Raw genomic sequence first — 19467 nt, forward strand, 5'->3', positions numbered from 1 at the left:
CCGTTCATATAGATGCTTCAGATTGATCTGCTCGCGCAGCGGATGCCGGAACAAATCGCCCTCCGTTACAGCCTCCTTCGGACCCGTCCAAACCTCGCCAGAAATTGCAGGATTCAGCCTTCAATTTGCCAGGTTCCTGCAATTCCTACAACCCCATTTCCATATCAACGCCTTACCGCTCAAGGCTCGCCCGATTGTTCAGGGCCGACTCATTATTTCACGGATACGTTTCCGCATAAAACATCTTTAACCCGACTTCCCACTTCACATATCTATTAATAGTCTTTAAATCATATTTCCGGCTTGGTTCGCTCATTTCTCAGGAAGAATATATGGTTCAAATTTTTCGGAGCGACACTGCTGCCTGGAAATGAGAATGCCATTTTGCTCAACAGTTACACCAGCCCAGTGCGAATTCTTTTCGCCATCAAAATCGACGGTATAGCGAAATTCACCGTTTCTGAACGATTCAGAGCGCGCTCCATCTGTCGCGCCGGCAACGAATGACTTCTCCAATGAAAGCTCAACTTTTCGCGCTGAGCCGACTCGATATTGCAACACTTCAAAGTCATTCTTTCTGTCTATGCAAACGGAAATAGCCTTTCTTTCAAGATTGCAGACGAAGATGTCAAACTGATTGCTGTCGCACAGGCTAATTCCGCGCCCCATAAACTCGCGCCTGATCAAATTAGCCATCGACGAATCGACTTTTTTATTCAGTTGACGCGAGTAATTATCTGGAAACTCCGCATCGAGTTTTCGAATTTCATCCATCAACCCGGGAATGGCAAAGAAAACCATCGCATCATCAAGTGATTGAGTCCGGACGGCATCCGTGAACTCCCCTCGATTGAGCGAAATTGATTTAACGATTCTTGATATTTCGTCCAGACTGGCTTGTTTTATCCATTCCGGTGAACTTCGGTTGATTTCAACATACTTTCCGTTGTCCATGCTTAACTCGATCGCCCCAATGGTAACCAGACCATCATCGACCGGATCGAGGTATGTCACCTTGTAACTTCCATTCATGCCACCCACCTTTTCCGAGACGGTTACAAGGCCGAGCCCACTCTTGCTGACCATGGCCGGCGCATTAATGGAAAAGGTATAAATTTTTCGCGATACTCTCTGTCCGTCAATCTCATAAGTCAAACGCATTGATCCCCATACACCATCAGAATTGGAAGATTTTTCGACGTTGCTTGTCGTGATGATGAAGTTTCGGCCAGAATCGGTCTGACCGGCGAGTTCGCCTGAAATCGCTGGCCGAAAAAACAATATAATCCAAACATATATCGAAAATTCAATATATTTTGATAATCTTCTGCTCATCACTAAGTTTTTCAAACTGATTTTTTTGGGGAAAATAAATTTCTCAACTTCAGCAATCGAAGCGTAACAATTTTGTATTTTATGATGGATGTAATATTTAACAGAAATCGACCTCCTCCACCTGCACGCGGATAACCGTCGTCCAATAAATCACCGGCTGATCTGGCTATTTTACCTGTGCATTAATGTCAACCGCACTACACATTAGCCACATCTCTAATGGTTTCGCGCCTCGGGAATAGCTAACGTGGCACCATCCAGCTACAGCCTCGTCAACGATAGCTCGATCTCCTTCGATCAGATATTTCCTAGTCTTATTCATAACATTAGGGCTTTCGAACAGATAGCTTTTACGTTTCACTCTAACGGGAATCGACTTTTCCCTGTTCATCAGCAAGGCGAAAGGAGAATCCATTGCCTGCAGAACGTCCTTTTTTGACTGAAAGGGAAATTTATAAATTACCCTTCGCCCGTCAGATAGCCAGCTGTAGTCGGCCCCAAACCAAGCGGAAGCCCGCTCATCGAGACGCAGGGTGTTCCCGATCGGGTCAAATACAAAGACCGAATAAAATTTGCCCGATGAATTCGCCTGTACGAGAGATTCGCGTACCTCGAAGGAATGGATCACGAAGACTTTTTCATGATGACCGCGACCGCAACGCGATGAAAATGCGTCGACAATTTCACCGGGCGTATCATCGTACAAGAGGCTCCGTCCTTCTGCCCTTACGGGAGAACTTCCATTGGAAATATAGTACAAATAAATCGCCTTAGCATCGATCGGCGCACTGGTCTTAGGATCCAATACCGGCTCCTGAACAAAACAAATAGTTCCGTTCGCTATGGTGAGCGGCGGATAGCTTTGCTGACCGTGGATATCCGCACATGTGCTCTTCGCATATACCGAACCACTTATAAGGACGATAGTCAAAAGAAGGCAGCCTTTAATCATCAGTACACCCCGACGAAAAATCATGATTGAATATGACAGATATTTCTCTTTTAAATTGTTGCCGATCTGGAAGGCCTTTGTATGCGGAATTTATCGGATAAGTAACCTTCCTAACCCCATCATCGCCGATATTGGCAGGATTGTCGGCAATCAAACCAATCCCCCTGTCACTCCAAAACCACAATCCAGTTTCTATAATAACGTCGAGGTTATTTTCGACTAGCTCTGGTTGCCTATCAATAGGATAACCAATCGCCTGTGCGCAGCGTTCGTATGTCTCGTAATGAGTCAACTGTAATAAACCACGACCGCGGAAGTCTTTTCCAGGCTGTTCGTTCGTACCGAAACAGTGCTCTCCATAGGCAGGATCATTTGCGATCAAATGGTCTTGAATCCATGCGATCTTTGCTGCAGGAGTTGCAAAGGTCAGCTGTTTGCGAGTGAATCCATTATTAATTGCAGTGGGAGCCATATTATATAAGCTCTGCCCAGTATAGCTTACATAGTTGAGCGACTCTCTGAATACAGTAAAGCGTTTCGTCTCGACCTTGGCCTGCGCCAATAAATGCTTTATCTGATGGCAACTATTAATACCGTATTTCGGAAATAAATCGGCTGAAGCACGGATTAATTCATGAAGGAAGTTAGCGTTAGCATTGGGGGCAATTTTTCTCAAAAATTCTCCGGTCAATGTGATTGACGCACCACACTTCTTGCACATGATATTTTTGCGGGCAAAATTCCCCACCAACCCAATCGGATGAATATGAAACACGTCCGATTCGGGCAAATCAGGCACACCCGCCTTGACCTCATCCCACCAGACCAGCTTTTCAATCCGCTTCTGCTCGGCCTCATGCTGAGCCTGCGGGCCGGTCTGCTTTTCAATCTCCGCGATGAGCTGCTTCCACTTCTCGGGATTGGCCCACTCGCTCTCGTGCCTGATGATCAACCGCGACATGCGCAAGGCAGTCCACCGATTCTCCGCAGCCGCGTACAGTTCGTCCGCGGCCCTGCTGCCGTCGCCGGTCGGATAGAGCGCTCGATAGACCGATGCCATCAGTGGACTGAGTTTGCCAATCGCGGCCGGCTCCGGCACATCCGCGCCTGTCGAATAGTCGACAAACGCTTTCGTGGTTGCAAACATGGTGTGCGCCGGATCGTGCGCGTCCTCCAGGGGCAGGAAGTCGATCCACGACTGCGCGAACTCCCGGGTCACGCGACCGCCCGCGAAATTCTGTTCCCGCACCCAGCCATCGATGGGATTGCCTCGCACGTCGGCGCTGTCTACGTGCCACCAGTGCAGTTTCAGGTCGTCTGAACCCGGGTCAGTTTCCACATACTGTTCGCTGTGCTTCGCCAGTCCGGAAAACGTGGACACCTGGATGACGCCCGTCTGCGGTGGATTCTGCCCCGGCTGCGGATTCTGCCCGGGCTGGCTCGCTGGCCGGTACAGGCTCGTGCCCTTATCGACACGCAGAATCGTCGGGTCGCCGGACAGTCCCAACTGCTGCCATCGGTCAGGATGCGCCCCGTTATTGCGGATCCACGTTCGACCCTGCTCCAGAAACGACTTGATGCTGTCGTCACAGAACACCTCGATGTGAACCATGCGGTTTGCGCCTGGCTGACTCAGCGAGTCATAGCGCCCCAGATGACCGATCAGGTCACCTGCCTTGACGGGAAACGGCACGGGCGGCACGACCACGCGATCGAGCGATGAATCCGGCATGACTTCCTCGACGACGGGACCGCCGTTCTCCTTGCCCAGGAAAATCCATCCACTCGCCGCGTTCGTCGCTACAAGCCCGCCCACCGTCGGCGCGACCAGTTGCGCGCCATGCGTATCCGTCAGCTTGCCCCAGTCTCCCTCGCGTTGGCCGATGCTGACCTGTGCCCCCTGCGGCAGAATGCCGAGGATCGTGCCGTGCGGCCGGCTCGCGCGAATCCTTATCCCTTGCTGCCCGGCGGGAGCCATCTGTCCGTTCGGGCCGGCGTGAGGCCTGTCCCGGGCAAACCCGGTGACCTTGAACTCCGTCAACCAGTACGCAGGCCTCTCCAGTGACGTATCGTTTTCATAGCCCGCGAGATCCTGCAGATGCATGTACAGCGCGAAAAACCTGAGCGTCGTACCTCGCGGAAACTCCATCGCGTGACGCACCAGCGCAAACCCCGTGCTGTACGGCGCGCTGATCGCCGGCTTGCCGTTCTCGGCAGGAATCTCGCTGACCGGGCAGGCGCGGTTGGCACGCCATGCGACCACTTCGCCCCTGGCAATGCTTCGCACGCCATACCTCAGGTCCAGAGATTGACCGGCTCCGGCCTCGGTAACATGAATTCCACCGTGCCACATGCCCTTCGCACTGACGGAGTAGCTGCCCGACGGCTCCTGCTTCAATAGTTTGTGGAAATCATGCTCGTCAGTGAATTCGGTCGGCGACGTTGAATCGCCTTGAGCCTTCCTGCGAAATGGAAACGCAAAGCGCAACCGTTTGAGGAGGCTAACCGGGTTCGTATTTTCCATCGTTATATCTATTTAGGAAACCAGAATGGTGCATCACTGATCGCAACTGCGTGCGGCGATGCTACCGTCAAAGAACATCTCGAAAAACTATCGTCAGATGATTAAGATCAATAGATGTGCCCCACGATCGCAAGGTCGCACCCGGACAACCAGGACAGGCCCGAAACGGCGAAAAGACTTCGCCGAAGCCTCCTACCGGAGATAGCGCAAAGCCCAAACATCGGACGGTCAGTTAGATACAAGCGCAACGGAAACTAGCTCGCTGCCGGGGCGCTCGACAAACGTCGCGGGATTCCAACCTCCGGCCCGCCCCAACACGGAACCCGCCCCCGGTTTGGTACAATCCCGCAGTTCCCCACCCCATCCGGCTGCATTTCAACCCGTCGAAAACAATCATGAATATCGAGCAAGCGCGTTTCAACATGATCGAACAGCAGATTCGCCCCTGGGAAGTGCTGGACCAGGACGTGCTGAACCTGCTCTCGATCGTCAAGCGTGAGAACTTCGTCCCCCGGGCCTACGCGAACGTGGCGTTCGTCGACTTCGAAGTGCCGCTGCCCGCCGGCCAGCACATGCTGGCGCCGCGCGTCGAGGCACGCGTGCTGCAGGAACTGGCTGTCCGGAAACACGAAAGCGTGCTGGAAATCGGTGCAGGCGCAGGCTATATGGCCGCGCTGCTCGCGCACCGCGCACATCACGTGCTGACCGTCGACATCGAGCCGGAACTCGCCGAACTCGCCCGCACGAATCTCGCGAACAACGGCGTGCTGAACGCCGAAGTCGCCACCGGCGACGCATCGCGAGGCTGGGCCGGCGCCGCGCCTTACGACGTGATCTGCGTGTCGGGCGGCCTGCCGGTTCTGCCGCAGGAAATCCTCGACCAGCTGAAAGTGGGCGGCCGTCTCGCCGCGTTCGTCGGCACGGCGCCCGTCATGAAGGCGCAGATCATCACGCGCATCGACGAGAAGCAGTACCGCATCGCCGACGTGTTCGAAACCTATGTCGAGCCGCTGATCAACGCCGTGCAGCCGCCGCGCTTCAAGTTCTGAGCAGCGCTACCCCCGACCCCATCGACGTCACGGACTATTCATCTGATGCAAAACCTGACTGCTCCCGCGCTGGCCGAATGGCTCGCTGATACGTCGCGCGCCGCGCCCGTCCTGCTCGACGTGCGCGAACCCTGGGAAATCGAAACCGCGAAGATCGCCGGCAGCACGTCGATTCCGATGCGCGAAATCCCGGCGCGCAGCGAAGAACTCGAAGACGACGCGGAAATCGTCTGCGTATGCCACCACGGCGCACGCAGCGCGCAGGTCGCGATGTTCCTCGAATCGCGCGGCCACACGAAGGTGTTCAATCTGCAGGGCGGCATCGACGCCTGGTCGCGTCAGGTCGATCCGTCGGTTCCGACTTACTGAGCCATCACCCGCGTCGCATGTCAAAACGGGCGTCTCCTGAATGGAGACGCCCGTTTTTCATTGCAGCCGCGAAAACGCGCCGCTAGTCGGTCTCGCGCAGCACTTCAGCCACCGTCGTGAAGATCTCGTCGATCTGCGCTTCATCGATGATGAGCGGCGACAACACCAGGATGTCGCCTGTCCAGCGATCCGGCTGCGCCGCCGGCTGACGGATCAGACGTTCCAAGGGTTTCGCGCTGATTCCTCGAAGCTGGCTCTTCCGACGGCTCTTCCTGCAAGTCTTCCAGCGGATCTTTCAGCGCTGGCAGCGGCGACGGCATGCACACCGACGCGTCGCCCGATGCACCGCCGCCGCCCGCGCCCCAGGGGATGCGCGCGGTTGCAGCGCGGCACGCACCGTCACGATGCGCAACGTCTGGTCGTGCACCACTTTCGTCCCCAAGCCGCATAACGCCGCGAAACGCCTGCCCGCATGACGGCGGCCTTGCGGGGTCTTCAGGAATGATTTACCGCCTGGCATATGCCTTGCAGTAGGAACGGGGCACGAGGCATTTAAAACCGTCGGCGCGATACCGATACCGGCGCCCATATCAGTCACCATCCAGATGGCAAGGGGAAGCACAGATGAAACGTCGCAGTCTGCTGAAATTCGGCTCGATGTCGGGCGCACTCGCGCTCGCGGGCCAGAGTCCTTTCGCAAACGCCCAGAGCAGCGGTCCGATCAAGGTCGGCATCCTGCACTCGCTGTCGGGCACGATGGCGATCTCGGAGACCTCACTGAAAGACACCGCGCTGATGACCATCGCGGAGATCAACAAGAGCGGTGGCGTGATGGGCCGGCAGATCGAACCGGTTATCGTCGATCCGGCATCGAACTGGCCGCTCTTTGCCGAAAAGGCTCGCCAGCTGCTCACGCAGGACAAATGCGCCGTGGTGTTCGGCTGCTGGACATCAGTGTCGCGCAAATCGGTGCTGCCGGTGTTCGAGGAACTGAACGGCCTGCTCTTCTACCCGGTGCAATACGAAGGCGAGGAAATGTCGCGCAACGTGTTCTATACGGGCGCGGCGCCGAACCAGCAGGCCATCCCGGCCACCGAATACCTGATGAGCGCCGAAGGCGGCGGCGCCAGGCGCTTCTTCCTGCTCGGCACCGACTACGTGTACCCGCGTACGACGAACAAGATCCTGCGTGCGTTCCTGAAGGACAAAGGCGTGCAGGAAGCCGACATCCAGGAGGTCTATACGCCGTTCGGCCACAGCGACTATCAGACCATCGTCGCGAACATCAAGACGTTCTCGCAGGGCGGCAAGACGGCCGTGATCTCGACCGTCAACGGCGATTCGAACGTGCCGTTCTACAAGGAGCTCGGCAACCAGGGGCTGAAGGCGACGGATGTGCCGGTCGTCGCGTTCTCGGTGGGCGAAGAGGAGTTGCGCGGTATCGATACGAAGCCGCTCGTCGGCAATCTGGCTGCGTGGAACTACTTCATGTCGGTGAAGAGCCCGGCCAACACGAAGTTCAAGGAACAGTGGGCCGCGTGGGTCAAGTCGCAGAACCTGCCGGGCGGCACGAAACGCGTGACCAACGACCCGATGGAAGCCACCTTCGTCGGCATCCATATGTGGAAGCAGGCTGTCGAAAAAGCGAAGAGCACGGATGTCGACAAGGTGCGCGTCGCGATGATCGGCCAGAAGGTGGCGGCGCCCTCGGGCTTCACGCTCGAGATGGACGGCAACCACCATCTGCACAAGCCGGTGATGATCGGCGAAGTGCGCGCCGACGGCCAGTTCAACGTCGTGTGGCGCACGAAAACCACCGTGCGCGCGCAACCGTGGAGCCCGTATATCGCGGGCAACGCCGGCAAGCCGGACGTCGTCTCGTCGATCCCGGCGTTCCTGCGCCGCTCGCGCGTGGCGTGATCGCCGCGCTGGTTTCGGGGTAGCACTGCTATAGCGCTGTAACGACGGCGCGGCACCGTTTCGCGTTCGATGCCGCGCCGCCCTGCCGCTTCATCTTCAAAGGCCACCATGGCGTTTCTTACTTTCAGGTCAGCAGGGCGTGCATGCGTCGGCCTCGCGCTCGTCGCGTTGATGCCGGTGAGCGCTCATGCGCTGAGCGCGGCGGATGTCGCGCCGCTCGCCGGCGACGACTTCGATGCGAAGTCCGCCGCCATCGACAGACTGATTGCCAGCCACGACGCGCCTTCGCTGGCGCTGCTGAAGGCGCTGTCTGAAGACAACGCACTCGCGACCGATTCCGGCGAGATGCTAATTCAGGATAACGACACCGCACGCGACGCCGTGACCGGCAAGACCGTTGCCGCCGATGGCGCGCAGCCGGTCACGCTGAACAACATTTTGCGCTCGAAGGTGTCGGGCGCCGTGTCGGGCCTGGCGCTCGACGACGCCGATCCGGCCGCGCGCGGTGCCGCGATCGATGCGTTGCTGAAGAACCCGGATGCTGCGATGAAGCCGATGATCGACCGGGCGCGCGCGAAGGAGACCGACCCTACTCTCAAGAAGCGTCTCGATACGCTCTGGGCGATGACCGCGCTGCACGACAGCGACGCGGCGAAGCGCCTCGAAGCCGTGCAGCTCGTCGCCGCGCGGCACGATCTCGACATGAACGAACTGCTGCGGCCGCTCGTCGTGAAGAAACCCGACGGCACGTTCGTCGAAAGCGATGCCCGCGTGCGCGCGGCCGCGCAAGCCGGTATCGACGAACTCGATTCGATCCAGCGACGCAGCCAGATCGCGGGCACGCTGTTCGCCGGTCTTTCGCTTGGCAGCGTGCTGCTGCTCGCGGCGCTGGGGCTTGCGATCACGTATGGCCTGATCGGCGTGATCAACATGGCGCACGGCGAATTCCTGATGATCGGCGCCTATGCGACTTACGTGGTGCAAAACCTCGTGCAGCGCTTCGCACCCGGCGCGTTCGACTGGTATCCGCTCCTTGCGATTCCCGCTTCGTTTGCCGCCGCCGCGCTGGTCGGCATCGTGCTCGAGCGGCTCGTGCTGAAACATCTGTATGGACGTCCGCTCGAGACGCTGCTTACCACCTTCGGGATCAGCCTGATCCTGATTCAGGCCACGCGCATGCTGTTCGGCGCGCAGAACGTGCAGGTGGTGAATCCTTCGTGGATGAGCGGCGGCGTCACCGCGTTGCCGGGTTTGATCCTGCCGTATAACCGACTGGCGATTCTGGCGTTCTCGATGATCGTCGTCGGCATTGCGTGGGCCGTGCTGACGAAAACCCGTCTGGGTCTCTTTGTGCGCGCCGTCACGCAGAACCGCCGCATGGCTGCGTGCGTCGGCGTGAAGACCGCGCGCGTCGATTCGTATGCGTTCGCGTTCGGCGCCGGCATCGCGGGCCTTGGCGGCTGCGCGCTTTCGCAGATCGGCAACGTCGGTCCCGATCTCGGGCAGAGCTACATCATCGATTCGTTCATGGCGGTGGTGCTGGGCGGCGTCGGACAACTGGCCGGGACGGTCATTGGCGGCTTTGGGCTGGGCCTCGTCAGCAAGGCGATCGAGCCGTTCTGGGGCGCCGTGCTCGCGAAGATCGCCGTGCTCGTGCTGATCGTGCTGTTCATCCAGAAGCGTCCGCAGGGCATGTTTGCCCTGAAGGGCCGCAGCGCGGAGGCATGAGATGACATCCGTGACCTCTTCCGCCCCGGTTTCGCCCGCGCGTACGGATGCGCCGGACGAACGCGCCGCGCTATCCGGCTTCGCACTCGGCTTGCCGCCGCGTCCCGCGCTGCTATCGCGCCGCGCGTGGCAGGCGCTGATCGCGCTCATCATCGCGATCGGGCTGGGCGTGCCGTTCACCGCGCTCGTGCTGCCTGAGTCGAGCGCATTCCACCTGTCCGCGTATGCGATGACGCTGGCCGGCAAATTCATGTGTTACGCGATCGCAGCGCTTGCGCTCGATCTCGTGTGGGGCTATTGCGGCATTCTGAGTCTGGGGCACGCGCTCTTCTTCGCGCTTGGCGGCTACGCGATCGGCATGTATCTGATGCGCGCGATTGGCCACGACGGCAAATACGGCAGCGATCTGCCCGACTTCATGGTGTTTCTCGACTGGCACGCGCTGCCCTGGTACTGGCAAGGCACACAGCACTTCTGGTACGCGTTGCTGCTGGTCGTGCTGGTGCCGGCGGTGATTGCATGGGTGTTCGGCTTTTTCACGTTCCGCTCGCGGGTCAAGGGCGTGTATCTGTCGATCATCACACAGGCGATGACGTTTGCCGCGATGCTGCTGTTTTACCGCAATGAAACCGGCTTCGGCGGCAACAACGGCTTTACCGATTTCAAGCGCATCGCCGGCTTTCCGGTCACGCACCCGGGCACGCGCACGGCCCTGTTGCTGATCACGTTCGCGGTGCTCGTGCTGTCGTTCATCGGTGCGCGTGCGATCGTGACATCGAAGCTTGGACGCGTCGTCACGGCCGTGCGTGACGGCGAGACACGGCTGATGTTCCTTGGCTACAGTCCGCTTGCGTACAAGCTTTTCGTATGGACCCTGTCGGCCGTGCTGTGCGGGATTGCGGGTGCGCTGTATGTGCCGCAGGTCGGCATCATCAATCCGGGCGAGATGTCGCCGGGCAACTCGATCGAAATGGCGATCTGGGTGGCGGTGGGCGGACGCGGCACGTTGATCGGACCGATCATCGGCGCGTTTGCGGTGAACGGCGCGAAGAGTTTTTTCACGGCGAACTTCGCTGAATACTGGCTGTTCTTTCTGGGGGCGATTTTCGTGCTTGTACCGCTCTTTTTGCCGAACGGAATCATGGGACTGATCGAGCTCGCCATGCGGCGGAGGAAGCCGTGATGAACGAGAACCCGATGGTGCCCGACCTTGCCGTGCCTGACGGATTCGATGGTGGGCGCACGTTGAGCGGCGTTGCTTCGATGGGGAGAGTTGTTACGCCTGGCGAGATCGATGTATCGCACGGCGCGATTCTTTATCTGGAAGACGTCACGGTGAGTTTCGACGGCTTTCGTGCGTTGAATGCGTTGTCGCTGTCGATCGATGTGGGCGAACTGCGCTGCATTATCGGGCCGAACGGCGCGGGCAAGACGACGATGATGGACGTCATCACCGGCAAGACCGCGCCCGATTCGGGCAAGGTGTTTCTGGGTCAGACGATCGACCTGACGCGGATGAACGAGCCTTCGATTGCGCGCGCCGGGATTGGGCGCAAGTTCCAGAAGCCAACTGTATTCGAGCAGCATCCCGTGTGGGAGAACCTTGAACTGGCGATGAAGGCAGACAAGGGCTGGTGGGCTTCTTTGCGGGCGCGGCTGGATCGGGAGGCCCAAGCTCGTATCGAGGAGACGCTGGTGCTGATTCGTCTTGAGAGCGAGGCTCGGAGACTGGCTGGCGAGTTATCGCATGGGCAGAAGCAGCGGCTTGAAATCGGGATGTTGTTGATGCAGCAGCCAGCTCTTTTGTTGCTCGATGAGCCTGCTGCCGGGATGACTGATGATGAGACCATGGAGCTCGCGGTTTTGCTTGATAAATTGCGGGGGACGTGTTCGATGATGGTGGTCGAACATGATATGGAGTTTGTCGCCGCGCTTGCTGGTGACGCCGGGCGGGTCACCGTTATGGCTGAAGGACGTGTTCTGGCTCATGGGTCGCTTGATGAGGTTAAGCAGGACGAAACGGTTATTGAGTCTTATCTTGGCAGATAGGCTTTTTCGTTTTTCTGGTTTTTCTGGTTTTTCTGGTTTTTCTGGTTTTTCTGGTTTTTCTGGTTTTTCTGGTTTTTCTGGTTTTTCTGGTTTTTTTGGCCTTTCCTTGAATTCGTGTCGGTCTATTAGTGTTGCCCCTGTGCGAGGCGGCATTCTGGTTTTCTCTTGCCGATGCGGGTTTTTGCTTTGGCCTTTCCTTGCATTCATGTCGGTCTATTAGCGTCGCCCCTGTGCGGGGCGGCACCTACTTTTCTTTGTCTTCCAAAGAAAAGTAGGCAAAAGAAAGGCGCTTCGAAAGGCCATCTTTTCCTGGTGCATCATCGCCGGGGAATGGCAACCCGCGAAGTGTCGCCCCCGCACTTCAGCCGGCATGGGTCCCCGCGCGATTCCGTCCCGCGCGCGGTCCGTGCCCGTGACAAGGCAGTCATTCACGCCGCTTCGCACTGCGTGCGTCGCGGTTGGGTCGGACCGATGGGTGCTGGGTGTGAGCAGTGGGTGTGAGCGGTGGGTGTGAGCGGTGGGTGTTATGCCGAACGGCGACGCACGCAGTGCGGAGTCGGATGGATGAGTGCTTTGTCATGGGTGCTGCTGTGCGAGGGACGGAATCGCGCGGGGACCGATGTCGGCTGAAGTGCGAGGGCAACACTTCATGGGTTGCCATTCCCGATTGATGACACACCTGGAAGAAATGAGTTTTCGAAGCGCCTTTCTTTTGCTTACTTTTCTTTGGAAGACAAAGAAAAGTAAGTGCCGCCCCGCACAGGGGCAACGCTAATAGACCGACACGAACACAAGGAAAGGCCAAAGCAAGAACCCGCATCAGCAAGATAAAATCAGAATGCCGCCCCGCACAGGGGCAACGCTAATAGACCAACATGAATGCAAGGAAAGGCCAAAGCAAGAACCCTGATCAGAAACCAAAAAACCCAGCAAAGGCAAAACCCAAAATGCTAGAAGTAACAAAACTAAACCAGTACTACGGCGGCAGCCACATCCTCCGCGATGTAAAACTCACCGTGCCGGACGGCAAACTCACCGTACTGCTCGGCCGCAATGGCGTCGGCAAAACAACGCTCCTGCGCTGTCTGATGGGCACCGTCCAGACAAAAAGCGGTTCGATCACCTGGCGTGATACCCCTCTCACCAGACTCCCCACCCACGCGCGCGTCGCGCAAGGCCTCGCCTACGTGCCACAAGGCCGCGATATCTTCCCGCGTCTCACAGTCGAAGAAAATCTCCTCGTCGGCGCAGCCAGCAAAAAAGCCCCATCGAAAATCCCGGACAGGATCTATGAACTCTTCCCAGTCCTGAAAGACATGCGCGCCCGCCGCGGCGGCGACCTCTCCGGCGGTCAGCAGCAACAACTCGCCATCGGCCGTGCCCTCATGAGCGACCCGCAACTCCTCATCCTCGATGAACCCACCGAAGGTATCCAGCCCTCCATCATCCAGGATATCGGCCGGACGCTACGTCAACTCGTCGAGGAAATGAACCTCACCGTCCTCCTCGTCGAACAGTATTACGACTTCGCCAAAGCCATCGCCGACCGCTACTGGGTCATGAGTCGCGGTGAAATCGTCGCCGGCGGCGAAGGCGCCAATATGGACGCAGACGGCGTGCGCACGCTCATCGCCGTCTGATCGCTCAACCCGGCATCAGCCAGCAGGCAACGCGCCGCTATTCGACTCCTCGTCTGCGTCGCCGCACGGCTCCCAATCCGCAGCACAGTAGCCGTCGTCCGGTGACGACGCAGTCCGGCTCATGCGCCGCGCCCGGCAGTACAATCCGTCGACAAGCCGTCGCCCCGCGCGACTACACCGCCGCTCCATTTTCGAACGCCCACCCGATGTCGCTTCACGAAAATCACGCTGCACTCGTCAGCGCGCAATCCGTCGCTCATCGCGAGTGGCGCGCGCGTCTCGAACTCGGCTTCACGCAGCAAGGCGAACGCACCACGCTCTCGCATCGTCTTCATGACGGTCCGTTGCGCGTGCAACGTCCCCTCTATCCGGAAGGTCATGCGATCTGTCACGCCGTGATCGTCCATCCGCCCGGCGGCGTCGCGGGCGGCGACCGGCTCGACGTCGACGTCTCGCTCGGCTCCGCCACGCACGCGGTCCTCACGACGCCCGGCGCCACCAGGTGGTACAAGTCGAACGGTCGAACGGCGCGGCAACGCATCGATATCCGCGTCGGCGAAAATGCAAGACTCGACTGGCTCCCGCAAAACAACATCGTCTTCGATCACGCACACGCAGACCTGGACTTCTCGCTGACGCTGGCGAAAGGCGCAACCGCCCTCGGCTGGGATGCGACGCAGCTCGGTCGCCAGGCTGCCGGTGAACGCTGGTCGGCCGGCACGCTCCATGCGGTGTCGCGTATCGTCGGCAGCGACGGAAAACTGCTGTGGCTCGAACGCGCCCAGCTCACGGCAACCGATCCGCTGCGCGATTCGGCACAAGGCCTCGACGGCTTCCCCGCCTACGGCACGCTATGGGCCGTAGGCCCGGCATGTAGCGACACGCTCGCCGAAACCCTCACCGCGCAACTCCCGTTCGACGATACCCTGCGCGCCGCCGCCTCATGTGTCAGCGAAAATGTGCTGCTGGTGCGCGCCGTATCGCGATCGATGGAAACGCTGCAACGTGCATTGACGCAGTGCTGGCTACACCTGCGCCCGGTGGTTCACGGTGTCGAAGCCGTGCCGCTGCGAATCTGGACGACGTAAGGCCCAAAAGCCACGCGCCCTCAAAAGAACCGTACCGGCGCCAAAGCCCGACGCACCAAACCGGCGCAACAATCGCGCGGCGCGTGCCCGGATGTGGTGCCACCCTGTGCGCTCCTTGCCGCGCGCCCTTGTTGCACAGTCATGGCACACGGCTTGCTGTGGTTAGCGCCTCGACGCTGCCGCATCTTCGACGGCAGTCACCCGGTTCGCCGGACTACACGCCCATGAAAAACAACATGACCCAACCGATCGTCCGCCGTTCGCGCCGCGCATGGCTTGCCGCGCTGCTGGTTTCGCCCGCCCTCGTCTGCTTCGCCGGCACCGCTCACGCCGATGCGCTCGACAACATCGTGAAGTCCGGCACGCTCAAGGTCGCCGTGCCGGAGGACTATCCGCCGTTCGGCTCGGTCGGCCCGGACATGAAGCCGCAAGGCTATGACATCGACACCGCCGCGCTGCTCGCGAAATCGATGCACGTGAAGCTCGAACTCGTGCCGGTGAACAGCGCGAACCGCATTCCCTATCTGCAGACGAACAAGGTCGATCTCGTGATCTCATCGCTCGGCAAGACGCCGGATCGCGAGAAGGTCATCGATTTTTCGACGGCCTACGCGCCGTACTATCAGGGTGTCTTCGGCCCGGCCGACATCAAGGTCAGCAGCCCCGCCGATCTCACCGGCAAAACGGTGGGCGCGACGCGCGGCGCACTTGAAGAAGTCGCCCTCACGCAGATGGCGCCGAACGCGACGATCAAGCGCTTCGAAGACAACAACGCGACGATCGCCGCGTTCCTGTCGGGCCAGGTGCAGTTGATCGCGGCGGGCAACATCGTCGCGGCTTCGATCCTCGCGAAGAATCCGCCGCGCCGTCCGGAGCCGAAGTTCGTCATCAAGAATTCGCCGTGCTTCGTGGGGCTGAACAAGGGCGAAACGCGTCTCTTGCAGAAGGTCGATGCCGCGATCGCCGCCGCGAAGCAGGACGGCACGCTCAACGCGATGTCGAAAAAGTGGTTCGGCGCCGCGCTGCCTTCCAGTCTGTAAGCCGCGCACGGGTCGACCTGTTATAGACTGACCTGCCACTGGGTCCGCGCTGCCGCGCGGGCTCAATCACGTACCCACGTAGCCACTCACCCATCCGATGAAGCTGACACCTCGCGAAAAGGACAAGCTCCTGATCTTCACCGCCGCACTGCTCGCCGAGCGGCGTCGCGCACGCGGCCTGAAACTGAACTATCCGGAAGCCGTCGCGTTCATTTCGGCCGCGCTGATGGAAGCGGCGCGCGACGGCAAGACCGTCGCCGAAGCGATGCACTACGGCACCACGCTCCTCACGCGCGACGACGTCATGGAAGGCGTGCCGGAGATGATTCCCGATATCCAGGTCGAAGCGACGTTTCCCGACGGCACGAAGCTCGTGACCGTCCACCATCCGATCCCGTGAAGGAGCCCGCATGATCCCCGGCGAACTGTTCACCGACAATGGTGAACACGAACTGAACGCGGGCCGCGCGACGGTGACCGTCACGGTTTCGAATACCGGCGACCGTCCGGTGCAGATCGGCTCGCACTACCATTTCCATGAGGTCAACGCGGCCCTCGCGTTCGACCGCGAAGCGGCGCGCGGCTTTCGCCTGAACATCGCGGCCGGCACCGCCGTGCGCTTCGAGCCCGGCCAGGAACGTACCGTCGAACTGGTCGAACTGGCGGGTGACCGTGTCGTCTACGGTTTCAACGGCAAGGTGATGGGCAGGCTTTAAGCGCTGCACTTCGCGCTATCGAAACCCCTGTTCATCGCGCCGCTCATTTCCGGACTCATACCATGACACTACGCATTGGCCGCCGCGCATACGCGGAGATGTTCGGCCCCACGACCGGCGACCGCGTCCGCCTCGCCGACACTGAACTGCTGATCGAAGTCGAACGCGACTTCACGACCTACGGCGAAGAAGTGACGTTCGGCGGCGGCAAGGTGATCCGCGACGGCATGGGTCAGTCACAGCGCGTGCACGCCGACGTCGTCGATACGGTCGTCACGAACGCAGTGATCCTCGATCACTGGGGCATCGTGAAGGCCGATATCGGCATCAAGGATGGCCGCATCGCGGCAATCGGCAAGGCGGGCAATCCGGACATCCAGCCAGGCGTGACGATCGCGATCGGCGCGGCCACCGAAGTGATCGCCGGCGAAGGCCTGATCGTGACGGCCGGCGGTATCGACACGCACATCCACTTCATCAGCCCGCAACAGATCGAGGAGGCACTCGCGAGCGGCGTCACCACGATGCTCGGCGGCGGCACGGGTCCGGCGACGGGCACCAACGCCACGACATGTACGCCTGGCCCCTGGCATCTCGAACGCATGTTGCAGGCCGCCGACGGCTATCCGATGAATCTCGGCTTTCTCGGCAAGGGCAACGTGAGCCAGCCGGCGCCCGCGCTCGAGCAGATCGCCGCCGGCGCCATCGGCCTGAAGCTGCACGAGGACTGGGGCACGACGCCCGCCGCGATCGACAACTGTCTGTCGGTCGCCGACGACACCGACACGCAGGTCGCGATCCACACGGATACGCTGAACGAAGCGGGTTTTGTCGAAACGACGGTCGCGGCGTTCAAGGGCCGCACGATCCACACTTATCACACGGAAGGCGCGGGCGGCGGCCACGCACCCGACATCATCAAGGTCTGCGGCGAAGCCAACGTGCTGCCCTCGTCGACGAATCCGACGCGCCCGTACACCGTCAATACGCTCGAAGAGCATCTCGACATGCTGATGGTGTGCCATCACCTGGACCCGTCGATCGCGGAAGACATCGCCTTCGCCGAATCGCGCATCCGTCGCGAGACGATTGCGGCCGAGGATATCCTGCACGACCTGGGCGCGCTGTCGATGCTCTCGTCGGATTCGCAGGCAATGGGACGCGTGGGCGAAGTGATCATCCGCACGTGGCAGACCGCGCACAAGATGAAAGTGCAACGCGGCGCGCTCGCTGAAGACACCGCGCGTAACGATAATTTCCGCGCGAAGCGCTACGTCGCGAAGTACACGATCAATCCCGCGATCACGCACGGCATCGCGCACGAAGTCGGTTCGGTCGAGCCGGGCAAGTGGGCCGATCTGGTGTTCTGGGAGCCGGCGTTTTTCGGCATCAAGCCTTCGCTGATTCTCAAGGGCGGCATGATCGCGATGGCGCAGATGGGCGACCCGAACGCGTCGATTCCAACGCCGCAGCCCGTGCATTACCGGGAAATGTTCGCGACGCGCGGCGGTGCACTGGGTCGCACGTCGCTCACATTCGTCTCGCAGATGGCGTCCGATGCCGGCGTCGCGGAACGTTACGGCCTGAACAAGCGGGTCGTCGCGGTCAGGAACTGCCGCAACATCACGAAGGCCGACATGATCCACAATGCGTGGAGGCCGGCGATCACGGTCGATCCGGAAACCTATGAAGTCATCGCGGACGGCCAGTTGCTGACCTGCGAACCGGCTACCGTGCTGCCGATGGCACAACGCTATTTCCTGTTTTAAAGCCCCCATGCGCACGATCGATAAACGCATCGAACCGCACATCAAGCTCGCCGCCGTGCTGGTCAGGCGCGCGCCGACCCTGACGCTCGCGTTCGATGCTCGCTGTAAAAGCCGGCTCGCGGCAACGCTCGACAACGGCGAGGAAGTCGCGCTGCTGCTGCCGCGCGGCACGGTGCTGCGCGACGGCGACGTACTCGTCGCGCAGGACGGCGCGCTGGTGCGCGTCGTCGCGGCTGCCGAAGCCGTGCTCCGCGTGCGCGCGCCGGACCGCATCACGCTCACGCGCGCCGCGTATCACCTCGGCAACCGTCACACGCCGGTCGAAATCGGCGACGATTACCTGAAGCTCGAATTCGATCCGGTGCTCGCCGACATGCTGAAGCGTCTCGGCGCGACGGTCGAGCAGGTTTCGATGCCGTTCCAGCCGGAAACAGGCGCGTACGGCGGCGGCCACAAGCACGGTCACGACGAAACTTTCGCCGAAGACTACGCGATCGCCCAGCAGGTGTTCGATGAACATCATGGGCATGATCACGCGCACGACGACGGCCACGACCACAGCTATTGCGGCGACGCACATCATCAGCATCATCACCATGCGCATCGCTGAACTCACTGCGCTGCTGCATCTCGCGTCACCGGCGCTGCCGATCGGCGCATTCAGCTATTCGCAAGGGCTTGAAGCCGCGATCGAAGCGCAACGCGTCACCGATGCGGACAGCGCGCGCGACTGGATCGCAGGCGGCCTCACTACCGTGCTCGCGCGCGGCGAGTTGCCGTTTCTCGCGCATCAGATCGAACGCTGGCGTTCGCACGACGCCGCCGCGCTGGCCGTTGCGAACGAGGAATTTCTCGCGAGCCGCGAATCGGCGGAACTGCGTCGCGAAACGGAACAGATGGGCTGGTCGCTGCGGCAACTGTGCGCATCGCTCGAATGGGGCGACGCAGCGCGCCGCGCGACGCTCGCCGCGATGACACCCGTCGCGCAACCCACGGCATTCGCGTACGCCGCCTGGGCCCACGATGCCGCCACCGATGCCGCCCTCGCCGCTTACGCCTTCAGCTGGGTCGAGAACCAGGCGGCCGCGGCGCTAAAGGCGGTGCCGCTCGGACAGCTCGCGGGCCAGCGCATCATCGTGGCGCTGCGCGAACGCATCGGCGAAGCGGTCGCCCACGCGCTCGCCACGGCGCCTCAAGACATCAACACCTTCGCGCCGCAACTCGGCATTCTGTCGGCGCGCCACGAGTCGCAGTATTCGCGGCTCTTCCGCTCATAAGCTCACCGATC

General features: G+C 60.2%; 18 protein-coding genes and 1 pseudogene. 15 read left to right on the forward strand and 4 right to left on the reverse strand.

The genetic code is table 11. The features are described 5' to 3' along the window. Positions 1-312 precede the first annotated feature (312 nt). The 3 genes from LPA37_RS19610 to LPA37_RS19620 form a co-directional block, all read right to left on the reverse strand. Complete coding sequence (locus LPA37_RS19610; RefSeq protein ID WP_229013404.1) at positions 313-1335, reverse strand: hypothetical protein; 1023 nt, start codon at positions 1333-1335, stop codon at positions 313-315. 166 nt (positions 1336-1501) lie between these two features. After that, positions 1502-2287: a hypothetical protein gene (locus LPA37_RS19615; RefSeq protein WP_229013405.1), complete on the reverse strand. Its 786-nt coding sequence runs from the start codon at positions 2285-2287 to the stop codon at positions 1502-1504. After that, complete coding sequence (locus LPA37_RS19620; protein WP_229013406.1) at positions 2280-4811, reverse strand: glycoside hydrolase family 19 protein; 2532 nt, start codon at positions 4809-4811, stop codon at positions 2280-2282. The genes LPA37_RS19615 and LPA37_RS19620 overlap by 8 nt, the downstream gene beginning before the upstream one ends. A gap of 395 nt (positions 4812-5206) precedes the next feature. Between LPA37_RS19620 and LPA37_RS19625 the strand changes: the two genes are divergently transcribed. Continuing rightward, a complete protein-coding gene (locus tag LPA37_RS19625) occupies positions 5207-5860 on the forward strand; it encodes a protein-L-isoaspartate O-methyltransferase family protein (protein WP_229013407.1) in 654 nt (217 codons plus the stop codon). 45 nt (positions 5861-5905) lie between these two features. Continuing rightward, entirely contained in the window at positions 5906-6229 is a 324-nt protein-coding gene (locus LPA37_RS19630) for a rhodanese-like domain-containing protein (protein WP_229013408.1), read from the forward strand. An 82-nt stretch (positions 6230-6311) separates the two neighbouring features. Here the strand turns inward: LPA37_RS19630 and LPA37_RS19635 are convergent. Beyond that, positions 6312-6416, reverse strand: a pseudogene (locus LPA37_RS19635) (aminotransferase class III-fold pyridoxal phosphate-dependent enzyme); the annotation flags it as partial. 437 nt (positions 6417-6853) lie between these two features. Between LPA37_RS19635 and urtA the strand changes: the two are divergent. The 13 genes from urtA to LPA37_RS19700 all read left to right on the forward strand — a co-directional run bounded on the left by urtA (position 6854) and on the right by LPA37_RS19700 (position 19456). Further along, the gene (gene urtA / locus LPA37_RS19640; RefSeq protein WP_228973816.1) at positions 6854-8149 is read left to right on the forward strand and encodes an urea ABC transporter substrate-binding protein; all 1296 of its coding nucleotides are present in this window, start codon (positions 6854-6856) and stop codon (positions 8147-8149) included. 108 nt (positions 8150-8257) lie between these two features. Continuing rightward, on the forward strand, positions 8258-9877 hold the full coding sequence (gene urtB / locus LPA37_RS19645; protein ID WP_229013409.1) for an urea ABC transporter permease subunit UrtB: 1620 nt from the start codon (positions 8258-8260) through the stop codon (positions 9875-9877). Between the two features lies 1 nt (position 9878). Then, on the forward strand, positions 9879-11060 hold the full coding sequence (gene urtC, locus LPA37_RS19650) for an urea ABC transporter permease subunit UrtC (protein ID WP_228973812.1): 1182 nt from the start codon (positions 9879-9881) through the stop codon (positions 11058-11060). Continuing rightward, a complete protein-coding gene (gene urtD, locus LPA37_RS19655; RefSeq protein ID WP_228973809.1) occupies positions 11060-11926 on the forward strand; it encodes an urea ABC transporter ATP-binding protein UrtD in 867 nt (288 codons plus the stop codon). The genes urtC and urtD overlap by 1 nt, the downstream gene beginning before the upstream one ends. After that, positions 11916-12146 carry a hypothetical protein gene (locus tag LPA37_RS19660; protein ID WP_229013410.1) on the forward strand — a complete coding sequence of 77 codons (231 nt, stop codon included), beginning with the start codon at positions 11916-11918 and terminating at the stop codon, positions 12144-12146. Before urtD ends, LPA37_RS19660 begins: the two co-directional genes overlap by 11 nt. A gap of 727 nt (positions 12147-12873) precedes the next feature. Next, on the forward strand, positions 12874-13566 hold the full coding sequence (urtE, locus tag LPA37_RS19665) for an urea ABC transporter ATP-binding subunit UrtE (RefSeq protein WP_228973806.1): 693 nt from the start codon (positions 12874-12876) through the stop codon (positions 13564-13566). Positions 13567-13772: 206 nt separating this feature from the next. Then, positions 13773-14654 carry an urease accessory protein UreD gene (locus tag LPA37_RS19670; RefSeq protein WP_228973804.1) on the forward strand — a complete coding sequence of 294 codons (882 nt, stop codon included), beginning with the start codon at positions 13773-13775 and terminating at the stop codon, positions 14652-14654. 236 nt (positions 14655-14890) lie between these two features. Next, positions 14891-15694 carry a transporter substrate-binding domain-containing protein gene (locus LPA37_RS19675; RefSeq protein WP_229013411.1) on the forward strand — a complete coding sequence of 268 codons (804 nt, stop codon included), beginning with the start codon at positions 14891-14893 and terminating at the stop codon, positions 15692-15694. A 97-nt stretch (positions 15695-15791) separates the two neighbouring features. Next, a complete protein-coding gene (gene ureA, locus LPA37_RS19680; protein WP_228973800.1) occupies positions 15792-16094 on the forward strand; it encodes an urease subunit gamma in 303 nt (100 codons plus the stop codon). A gap of 10 nt (positions 16095-16104) precedes the next feature. Next, positions 16105-16410, forward strand: a complete 306-nt coding sequence (locus LPA37_RS19685; protein WP_229013412.1) for an urease subunit beta — start codon at positions 16105-16107, stop codon at positions 16408-16410. Positions 16411-16472: 62 nt separating this feature from the next. Continuing rightward, positions 16473-18179: an urease subunit alpha gene (gene ureC, locus LPA37_RS19690; RefSeq protein WP_229013413.1), complete on the forward strand. Its 1707-nt coding sequence runs from the start codon at positions 16473-16475 to the stop codon at positions 18177-18179. Between the two features lie 7 nt (positions 18180-18186). Further along, a complete protein-coding gene (gene ureE / locus LPA37_RS19695) occupies positions 18187-18789 on the forward strand; it encodes an urease accessory protein UreE (RefSeq protein ID WP_229013414.1) in 603 nt (200 codons plus the stop codon). Next, entirely contained in the window at positions 18776-19456 is a 681-nt protein-coding gene (locus LPA37_RS19700) for an urease accessory protein UreF (RefSeq protein WP_229013460.1), read from the forward strand. The genes ureE and LPA37_RS19700 overlap by 14 nt, the downstream gene beginning before the upstream one ends. The last annotated feature ends 11 nt before the right edge of the window (positions 19457-19467 follow it).

This window comes from Paraburkholderia gardini, from assembly GCF_907164545.1.
Taxonomy (GTDB): Bacteria; Pseudomonadota; Gammaproteobacteria; order Burkholderiales; family Burkholderiaceae; genus Paraburkholderia; species Paraburkholderia gardini.

What these genes read in the sequence shown, in the direction of transcription:
- LPA37_RS19610 (WP_229013404.1), bottom strand. Translation starts at nt 1,335, where the DNA reads ATGAGCAGAAGATTATCAAAATATATTGAATTTTCGATATATGTTTGG.
- LPA37_RS19615 (WP_229013405.1), bottom strand. Translation starts at nt 2,287, where the DNA reads ATGATTAAAGGCTGCCTTCTTTTGACTATCGTCCTTATAAGTGGTTCG.
- LPA37_RS19620 (WP_229013406.1), bottom strand. Translation starts at nt 4,811, where the DNA reads ATGGAAAATACGAACCCGGTTAGCCTCCTCAAACGGTTGCGCTTTGCG.
- LPA37_RS19625 (WP_229013407.1), top strand. Translation starts at nt 5,207, where the DNA reads ATGAATATCGAGCAAGCGCGTTTCAACATGATCGAACAGCAGATTCGC.
- LPA37_RS19630 (WP_229013408.1), top strand. Translation starts at nt 5,906, where the DNA reads ATGCAAAACCTGACTGCTCCCGCGCTGGCCGAATGGCTCGCTGATACG.
- urtA (WP_228973816.1), top strand. Translation starts at nt 6,854, where the DNA reads ATGAAACGTCGCAGTCTGCTGAAATTCGGCTCGATGTCGGGCGCACTC.
- urtB (WP_229013409.1), top strand. Translation starts at nt 8,258, where the DNA reads ATGGCGTTTCTTACTTTCAGGTCAGCAGGGCGTGCATGCGTCGGCCTC.
- urtC (WP_228973812.1), top strand. Translation starts at nt 9,879, where the DNA reads ATGACATCCGTGACCTCTTCCGCCCCGGTTTCGCCCGCGCGTACGGAT.
- urtD (WP_228973809.1), top strand. Translation starts at nt 11,060, where the DNA reads ATGAACGAGAACCCGATGGTGCCCGACCTTGCCGTGCCTGACGGATTC.
- urtE (WP_228973806.1), top strand. Translation starts at nt 12,874, where the DNA reads ATGCTAGAAGTAACAAAACTAAACCAGTACTACGGCGGCAGCCACATC.
- LPA37_RS19670 (WP_228973804.1), top strand. Translation starts at nt 13,773, where the DNA reads ATGTCGCTTCACGAAAATCACGCTGCACTCGTCAGCGCGCAATCCGTC.
- LPA37_RS19675 (WP_229013411.1), top strand. Translation starts at nt 14,891, where the DNA reads ATGACCCAACCGATCGTCCGCCGTTCGCGCCGCGCATGGCTTGCCGCG.
- ureA (WP_228973800.1), top strand. Translation starts at nt 15,792, where the DNA reads ATGAAGCTGACACCTCGCGAAAAGGACAAGCTCCTGATCTTCACCGCC.
- LPA37_RS19685 (WP_229013412.1), top strand. Translation starts at nt 16,105, where the DNA reads ATGATCCCCGGCGAACTGTTCACCGACAATGGTGAACACGAACTGAAC.
- ureC (WP_229013413.1), top strand. Translation starts at nt 16,473, where the DNA reads ATGACACTACGCATTGGCCGCCGCGCATACGCGGAGATGTTCGGCCCC.
- ureE (WP_229013414.1), top strand. Translation starts at nt 18,187, where the DNA reads ATGCGCACGATCGATAAACGCATCGAACCGCACATCAAGCTCGCCGCC.
- LPA37_RS19700 (WP_229013460.1), top strand. Translation starts at nt 18,776, where the DNA reads ATGCGCATCGCTGAACTCACTGCGCTGCTGCATCTCGCGTCACCGGCG.